At 56.5% G+C, this 8102-nt stretch carries 6 protein-coding genes; 4 read left to right on the forward strand and 2 right to left on the reverse strand.

Annotation, left to right across the window (positions count from 1 at the left end; genetic code table 11):
- Positions 1-142: 142 nt before the first annotated feature.
- Positions 143-1000 (reverse strand): ABC transporter permease, encoded by an 858-nt coding sequence (locus KUG41_RS08985; RefSeq protein ID WP_254217051.1) that lies wholly within the window; start codon positions 998-1000, stop codon positions 143-145.
- Positions 1001-1509: 509 nt separating this feature from the next.
- Between KUG41_RS08985 and KUG41_RS08990 the strand changes: the two genes are divergently transcribed.
- The gene (locus KUG41_RS08990; protein ID WP_216903362.1) at positions 1510-2205 is read left to right on the forward strand and encodes a response regulator transcription factor; all 696 of its coding nucleotides are present in this window, start codon (positions 1510-1512) and stop codon (positions 2203-2205) included.
- Positions 2206-2207: 2 nt separating this feature from the next.
- Complete coding sequence (locus KUG41_RS08995) at positions 2208-2924, forward strand: response regulator transcription factor (protein ID WP_216903364.1); 717 nt, start codon at positions 2208-2210, stop codon at positions 2922-2924.
- Here the strand turns inward: KUG41_RS08995 and KUG41_RS09000 are convergent.
- Positions 2893-4341, reverse strand: a complete 1449-nt coding sequence (locus KUG41_RS09000; RefSeq protein ID WP_216903366.1) for a sensor histidine kinase KdpD — start codon at positions 4339-4341, stop codon at positions 2893-2895. The genes KUG41_RS08995 and KUG41_RS09000 overlap by 32 nt on opposite strands.
- 244 nt (positions 4342-4585) lie before the next feature.
- Between KUG41_RS09000 and KUG41_RS15940 the strand changes: the two genes are divergently transcribed.
- On the forward strand, positions 4586-5011 hold the full coding sequence (locus tag KUG41_RS15940; protein WP_305798569.1) for a type IV pilin protein: 426 nt from the start codon (positions 4586-4588) through the stop codon (positions 5009-5011).
- 280 nt (positions 5012-5291) lie between these two features.
- Positions 5292-7424 (forward strand): tetratricopeptide repeat protein, encoded by a 2133-nt coding sequence (locus tag KUG41_RS09010; protein ID WP_216903368.1) that lies wholly within the window; start codon positions 5292-5294, stop codon positions 7422-7424.
- Positions 7425-8102 lie beyond the last annotated feature (678 nt).

The raw sequence follows: 8102 nt of genomic DNA on the forward strand, positions 1-8102 counted from the left end.
AACAGGGGGCCGGTGCGTTCCTGCTGGCCGCGCATTCGCTCAGTGCCGTTAGGCCATTCTCCCGCGGCTGAGCTGGTTTTTCAGCAGCCTCCTAGGCAAGGCGCGGGATTCAGGCTGTCTTGCCACGGCCTTTCCTGACTGCTCAATCGGAGCGAAGGGCCTGGCCTGAAAGCCATTGCTCCAACCCCTCGCCTAAGAACGACAGGCCCAGAACCAGCACGAACATGGCCAGACCCGGGTACACAGCGGTCCACCAGATCCCGGTGGGCAGGGCAGTGAGTGCCTGCTGCAGATCCCCCCCCCACTCCGGAATCATCTCGGGCAGGCCCAGTCCCAGAAAGCCCAGGCCCCCGAGCACCAGGACCGCATCCGCCGCGTTGAGTGTGAGCAGCACCGGCACGGAGGTGATCACACTCCGGAAGAGATACCGGCGCAGAATCCAGGCAGGACCTGCCCCGAGCGACCGGGCTGCCTCGATGAACAGCTCAGACTTCACCTGGGCCGACTGATTCCGTACCACACGGAAATATTGCGGCACGTAGACAACACAGAGCGCCGCTGCGGCATTCGGCAGACCCCGCCCGAGCAGAAAGGCAAGCACCACCGAGAGCAGCAGCACTGGCAGGGTGTACAGGGTGTCCATCAGCACGACCAGCACCCGATCCACGCCACCCCCGAGATAGCCACTGACCATTCCCAGGGGGACACCGATGGCCAGGGCGATCAGCAGAGCGATCAGCACCACCTGCAGGGCCACACTGGCCCCGGAGAGGGTCCGCACGCAGACGTCGCGACCCAGACGATCGGTTCCGCACCAATGCATCGGCGAGGGAGATGCATAGATGGGGTTGGCCAGTCCGGCATTGGGATCGGGGAGCACGGCCAGATGCACCAGCAGGGGCGTGAGCACCGCCACCAGCGCGTAGGCCGCCACGATGGCGACGCCCCAGCGGGCCATGCGCCCGGAAAGCGTGCCGCCCCCCACAAAACCGACCGCCATGCCCTTCCTGCTGATCAGGTAGTCTAACTAGGGTTTCACTGGTCCACTCGATCAAGGGCATGGATGGCCCGAGATGGATGGCCCGAGACCATTGCCCTGGAGCTCACATCGCGGAAGCAAGCAGACTGACGCAGATATCAATGTTCCCCTTTTTCGCCACTCTCCCAGAGGCGAAGCGTAAACTTCCCGAAGATCAGATCCGTCCGTGAGACGCCTCCCCAAAGGATCGCAATATGGAGGCACTCGTCAATGAAAGCACCGGACAATACAGTCACTTAATGAATCTTCTCCATCCATCCGAATCGTCAGATTCAATCGCTCGATCAAGGCACCGCCCCCTCCCCACCCATGGCCCAGGAATTCGAAGGGATGCCGGCCGTCCCAACGGCAATTTCCAGCGACTTGCAGGGCAATTCTAAGCCTGTTAGATTCGGATCGTCATACTTCTCTCAAATCCTGAGGTCGTTGATTTCACTCTTGACCCTGCCTCACCCTCCCCTGACGCTCCGATGACCAGTGCCCGCCTGCTGATCGTCGAAGACGACCCTGAAATGCGCAGTTTCCTGACCTCGGAGCTTGCCGTCGAAGGCTATGAGTGTGAAGAAGCCGCCTGTGGCCAGCAGGCCCTGGGGCGGATCCGCAGCCAGACATGGGATCTGGTGCTGCTTGATTGGAACCTGCCTGATTTCAGCGGCGTGGAAGTGTGCCGGCGCATGCGCAAGGGAGGTATCTCCACACCGGTGCTGATGCTCACCGCCCGCGACGAGGTGCAGCAGCGGGTGGAAGCCCTCGACTCCGGCGCGGACGACTATCTGATCAAACCGTTCTCCATCGAAGAGCTGCTGGCCAGGGTCAGGGCGCGGCTGCGCCGAAGCGGCATCGATGAACAGGATGGGGGCCTGCTGCGCATGGGGGATCTTGAGGTGAATCCAGCCAGCAGGGAAGTGGCCAGGGGCGGCGAATCCATTCACCTGACCGCCAAGGAGTTTGATCTGCTGATGCATCTGATGCGTCATCCCAACCAGGTTCAGGAGCGCCGCTCCATTCTCGACGCCCTCTGGGGCGAAAACTGGCTGGGTGACGACAACCTTCTTGATGTCTACGTCCGCTACCTGAGGCGCAAGCTCGAGCCTGCGGGCCAGCCCACCCTGATCCAGACGGTGCGCGGCGTCGGCTTCATGCTCAAGGAGGGGCCTCCCCGCTGACCATGCCTGCGGAAACCACACAGGCCCGCCTGCTGATCGTCGAGGACGACCAACGCATGCGCACCTTCCTTGCCGGTGAACTGAACTGTGAAGGCTATGGGGTGAGCGAAGCGGAGGACGGCCAGGGGGCCCTGATGCATCTGCGCGACGGATCGACCGATCTGGTCATCCTCGACTGGACCCTGCCCGATTTCAGCGGTGTCGAAATCTGTCGGCGGCTGCGATCCAGCGGCGACATCACCCCGGTGCTGATGCTCACCTGCCACGACGATGTCAGGGATCGCGTCGAGGCCCTGGATTCCGGCGCCGACGACTACATCCTCAAGCCCTTCTCCATTGAGGAGTTGCTGGCTCGCATCCGTGCCCACCTGCGGCGCACCGCCTACTGGCAGGGTGCGGTCAATGCCGATGAGATCAGCTACGGCGACCTTTCGGTGAATACCGCAACCCGGGAGGTCCTGCGAGCAAAGGCGGCGATCTCCCTGTCGGTACGCGAGTACGACCTGTTGCTCTGCCTGCTGCGCCGCGCCGGGCGGGTGGTGGAACGGGAGGACATCCTGCGGGAGGTATGGGGGGAGAACCACTTCGGCGATGAAAACCTGCTGGGCGTCTACATCCGCTACCTGCGCCGCAAACTCGAGCCCGACGGTCTTCCCACCCTCATCCAGACGGTGCGGGGGGTGGGCTTCATGTTGCGTGAAGGGGAGCCGCGCCCTTGAGGCGCAGCTGGAAGTCGGCGCCACCTTCCGGGGCATCGGCCACCACAACAGTCCCGCCCATGGCCTCCATCAACGCACGCACCACTGCCAGGCCAACGCCACTGCCGGGGACGCTGCCCGCATGCCGGCCACGGCCGAAACGCTCAAAGATGCGGGTCCTGTCAGCTTCGGGGACGCCTGGACCGGAATCCATCACATGCACCACCACCCGATCGAGGCTGGCATCGAGGCGGAGCACGATGGGGCTCACTCCCGGAACATATTTCAGAGCGTTTTCGATCAGGTTGGCGAGGCACTGCTCGAAGCGGTCGGCGTCTCCCAGGGCAAACGTCCGTGCTCCCTGGGTGGCCCCGAGGCTGATCGTCAGCCGGCCTCCAGACCTGGCCTGCAGCCGTTCCACCACCCGCTCAATGGCCTGACCCACATCAAAGGGATCAAAGGGCATCATGGTGCGTTGCGAATCGATGCGCGTGAGAGACAGCAGATCGGCCACAAGCCGCCCCATGCGCCCCGCTTCGTCTTCGATCAGGGTGATCTGCTCGTACTGCTGTTCCGTGAGCTCCAGAGAACGCCGCCGCATGCGACCGGCGTAGTTGCGGATCAGGCTGATCGGCGTGCGCAGCTCATGACTCACACCATTCACAAAACCCCGTTGACGCTCCCAGGACGCGGACAGCCGGTCGAGCAGGTCGTTGAACGCCTCCGCGATCGGGGCCAGTTCCCTGGGCTGGGACTGAACCAGAACCCGCTGGCTGTCGAGGGTGTCGGAGCTGATCTCCTGCATGCGCAGGCCAAGGTCGTGAAGGGGGGAAAGACCACGCACCAGCACGGGACGCAAAAGCAAGCCCGTGAACAGGGTGGCCAGACCAGCCGCCACCAGCATCATGATCAGCAGCAGCCGCTGCTGGGCCAGCTTTTGGGTGATGTCCTCCAGGAAGCGCAGCCGTAAGGTGCGTGTCCCCAGCTGGAACTCCTGGGCACTGGTGAGGTAGGTGAGCCCACCCACCCGCACCACCGCCACCTGGTCGGGGCCACCCATGGTGCGCGGCAACCGCGCCAGGGACACACCGGTGGGAATGGAGAACTGTCGGATCTGGGGGGCGGCGCCATAGGGAATGCCTTGGTCGGTCTCGAGCCAGACCAGGAAGTTGGGGCTGATCAGCTGGGCCAGGGCGGCACTGACGGCATCCAGGGACTGGGGCAGGGGACGGCGACCGAGAAGCAGCTGGCGCATGCTGGCCGCGGTGGCACGGTGCTGGGTGAGGCGTTCCTGGCTGGCCAGCAGGGCGGTGGCCCCAATCAGCAGGGCATAGCCCCCCAGGACGGCCAGCAGACTGAGGCCCAGCAGGCGCCGCCGGATCGAAAAGACTCTGGCGGGAAGGCGGAATGGGCTAAGCGACCGAGAAAAGGCCAGCAATTTCATTAGAAGGGCATTAGACCTCGACACGGTCCAATGCTTCTTCCAGCCTAGTTGGCAATTAAGGAACCGCCATGTTGGCCCGGTGCGATGGACACCTCAGCGCCATGAACTCAGACGGGGCATGGGGTCTGAGCCTCAGGAGCTGCTTCAACAGCCGCATACGAACGCTGCAACGACCGCATAGACAACTGCCCATTGGGCGCATAGAATCCGGAAAGTCAACAGTTTCCGAGCTTTTCTCATGAACATCTCCCCGAAGACCAAGCTGGCGCTGATGCGCAGCCTGCGCGAGAAGAGGAACCCGCTTCAGAAGGGCTTCACCTTGATTGAGCTTATGATCGTGGTGGCGATCGTGGGCATTCTTTCCGCCGTTGCTCTACCTAACTTTCTGGGTGCACGTGCTGCGGCTTCGGCGGGTGCTGCTGTGGGCGAAGTTATCGGCCTTGCGAAAGAATGCGCCACGTTCACAGCATCTTCTGGCGTTGGAGTGGCTCCAGCATCAACACTCTTTACTACAGCATGTACGACAGCTGGTGGTGTAGTATCTCAGACCTTTACCACCGGGGCTGTTGGCGTTAGATGCCTTACAACGACCTCAGCAACAGCAAACACAAAAGTAGCTGTTACTATCGGAACAAATGCCCAGATATCGTGTGCATTTTCCTAATTTAATCGCAAGAGTCTTCAGCAACCAAAGGGCGGCAATGTCCGCCTTTTTTATGTCATGCGAGTATAGCTTGATTTATAATTACTCCCTTTTTAAATATGCCTATCAGTCTCGGAATCCTAGTCTTTTACTGTTGGCAGCAAGCATCTGTATACCCATAATCAGCCCTTAGTGAGGGTTTTAGACCAGTAACCCGCCCAGCTTGCAAAACCACTTGTTTTTCTCAATTCGACTCATGGATAGCCCAATGAATCTCAATCAATAAGTTCGAATCTAACAGATGAGCAACTCCGCACAAGAAGCTGTATATACCAAGGCAAATCACTTGCTGAATGCAGGGAAATACCGTGAAGCCATTAGCGCACTAAAGACTTTAGCAGAAACAGAGAAGTATAAAGTCAATGCCTTTGCATTAATTGGTATCTGCTTATATCACCTCAATAGCTACAGATCAGCTCGTGTATATCTGGAAAAAGCTTTAGCAGTTCAACCAGATATTACTGCAGCAATTTTTTATCTTGCCAAAACTCTGGCTGCTTTGGGGGACTACGCAGAAGCTGCAAGACAATACGGCTTAGCGACTAGAGAGGACCCTAAATATAATGATGCCTGGCAAGGTGAATTTGACAGCCTGCTAATACAAGGAAAACTAGATGCCTGCGAAGCTGTTCTTAATCGGTGGAAAGTTAGTTCACCCCAAAGCGAGAAGCATTTAATAGCAGCCGCAATTCTACTTCGCGCAAAGGGGAAGAACATAGATGCTATTAGAGCAGCTCAAAGCGGTCTTGTTGAAGAACCAGACAACGCGAAGCTCCATGCATTTATAAGCGAAATACTATTGGAGCTTAAACGCCTTCAAGAGGCCTTAGCTTTTATCAATAGAGCGATCGAAATCAATTCTAGTGATATTGGCTTTTACTGTATAAAGGCAAATGTGCATTACTTAATGTCACAAGTGTCCGAATGTGCAGCTGCCTACGCTCAAGCCTTCAGTTTATGCCCATCTTCGGCAACGTTGTACATGAATCAGCATTGCCTCTTTCCCATCATTGCATCCTCTTCAGAAGAAATTGATCGCTGTCGCGCCCATTTCATAGAATATCTGGCATTAGCAGAGAACAACCAACAACTAGAATTAGCTTTAGAGCATCCGATGTCATTACATACGTTTCATCTTGCTTATCACAATAAAGACGATAGAAAGCTACTTGAGCGCTACCTACAATTCATGAAGCGCCTTGCAGAACCCCTAATTAGTCAGCTAGCCAACTCTCGCAAGCATCTCAAGTCAACCGCAAGCAAGACTACCGCAGAAAAAAAGATCCGAATTGGGTTCCTTTCCCGATACTTCTACGAGCACAGCAATGCTTTTGCATTCGAAGGGCTTATACAGCATCTAGACCGTGACAAGTTTTTCGTTATACTAATTCACTCCGCAGGCAGTCAAAATGACAATACTCAAGAACGCTTAGATCTTCGCTGCGACAAAGTAGTCAGACTCTCCGGGGAATTCAGCATTGTATATCACGAGTTACACGATCTTTCGCTTGATATTCTATACTTTACTGATTTGGGAATGACGCCATACGACTTTTTACTGCCATTCGTTCGTGCCTGCAAGATTCAGCTAACTGGCTGGGGAATTCCTCATACATCTGGACATTCTGAAATTGACTTCTACATTTCAGCAAGGGATCTAGAGCCCGAGAATGCGCAGGAACAATATACCGAGGAATTGGTGATGTTACCCGGCGGACTATCTTGCTGCTTTATTCCTAATGATTATGAAGTACCTTCCCTTCCTCGAGAGTACTTTTTTCTACCATCGCACTGCCGGCTAATCGGATGCTTGCAAGCGCTTCACAAGCTCCATCCAGATTTCGATCTGGTAATGGAAGAGATAGCCATTCATAATCCAGATTCAATTTTTGTCTTTATTGAAGCATCAATAAGCCAAACTACTGAACTTTTCATCAAGCGACTATCTAGCAACGCACCTAATGTTCGGGGGCAGTCCCTTTTCCTCAAGATTATGGGTCGGAGAGAGTATCAAGCACTTTGCAAATGCATGGATATCCTGCTAGATCCAATTTATTATGGATGCGGCATCACATTCTATGAAGCCGTACTCGCAGGAACGCCAATTGTCACTCTAGAGGGAGGTCACCTTCGCTCCAGGATCGTGGCTTCAGGTTATCGTGAAATGGGCATCTATAATGCGCCTGTAGCAACGTCACTCAATGAGTATATTCAGATTGTTGATAGTTTACTCGAAAATGATGAAAAGAGGCACAGTTTACAAAAGCAAATTATGTACCAGAGACATCGCGTAATGAACCGAGCAGACTACGTTCGCAACTTTGAAGACTTTTGCCTTGATGTAATGGGCCACAACCAGTATTACTGTCACTAGTCCGCGCTTTCGGGCAAGATGTTATGCCCTCTCAATCGCGCACCCTGGTGCTTAATGAAGCAAATCAATGCGTCATTACAGCAAGGCCGTCAAGGCTGATGTGCGCAGGCGAATGAGCCCGTCGCACCGCTAGACCGTGGCTCGGATTGCCGAGGACCTGGGCATCCACATGGTGACCCTCTACAACTGGAGGAAGGCCTGGCGTCTGCAGGGAGAGTTGGTGCCCGCATCCGAGAAGGAGCCTGAAGCCTGGAGCACAGCCGTCAAGTTCAAGGCCGTGCTCGATACCGCTGGCCTCAACGACACCGAGCTCGGTACCTACTACCGGGAGCGGGGAGAGCTTCATGGCAATGGTCTGCTCATACTCCCCGAACGCCAGAAACTTACCTCCCCTCACCCTAGTCCGGCCAAGTGCTCACAGCCCCGTTGTACGGGGCCGGAGTTGATTTTCCAGGGTTTCCCTTACTTGTACTCATAAGTACCCAGCTACGGTGACTGCCAGGAAAGATGACGCCCCTGCCGCCCGTCAGGCGGCCAAGGCCAAAGTAGCTGGTTCGGCGTTGATTTCTGGGGGCGGTTGATTGATCCAGACGACTTCAGGCTGACGCCAGCAGCGGGTCGATCGTGTCCAACGGCGTGGATGACGTTGACGGGCCTGCTCGTAGACACTGGCGCGGT

The organism is Synechococcus sp. CCY 9618 (assembly GCF_019038415.1).
Lineage (GTDB): Bacteria > Cyanobacteriota > Cyanobacteriia > PCC-6307 > Cyanobiaceae > Cyanobium.

Bases quoted from the DNA above. Each gene is read 5' to 3' on its own strand.
- KUG41_RS15940 (WP_305798569.1), top strand. From the start codon at position 4,586: ATGAACATCTCCCCGAAGACCAAGCTGGCGCTGATGCGCAGCCTGCGC.
- KUG41_RS08995 (WP_216903364.1), top strand. From the start codon at position 2,208: ATGCCTGCGGAAACCACACAGGCCCGCCTGCTGATCGTCGAGGACGAC.
- KUG41_RS08990 (WP_216903362.1), top strand. From the start codon at position 1,510: ATGACCAGTGCCCGCCTGCTGATCGTCGAAGACGACCCTGAAATGCGC.
- KUG41_RS09010 (WP_216903368.1), top strand. From the start codon at position 5,292: ATGAGCAACTCCGCACAAGAAGCTGTATATACCAAGGCAAATCACTTG.
- KUG41_RS08985 (WP_254217051.1), bottom strand. From the start codon at position 1,000: ATGGCGGTCGGTTTTGTGGGGGGCGGCACGCTTTCCGGGCGCATGGCC.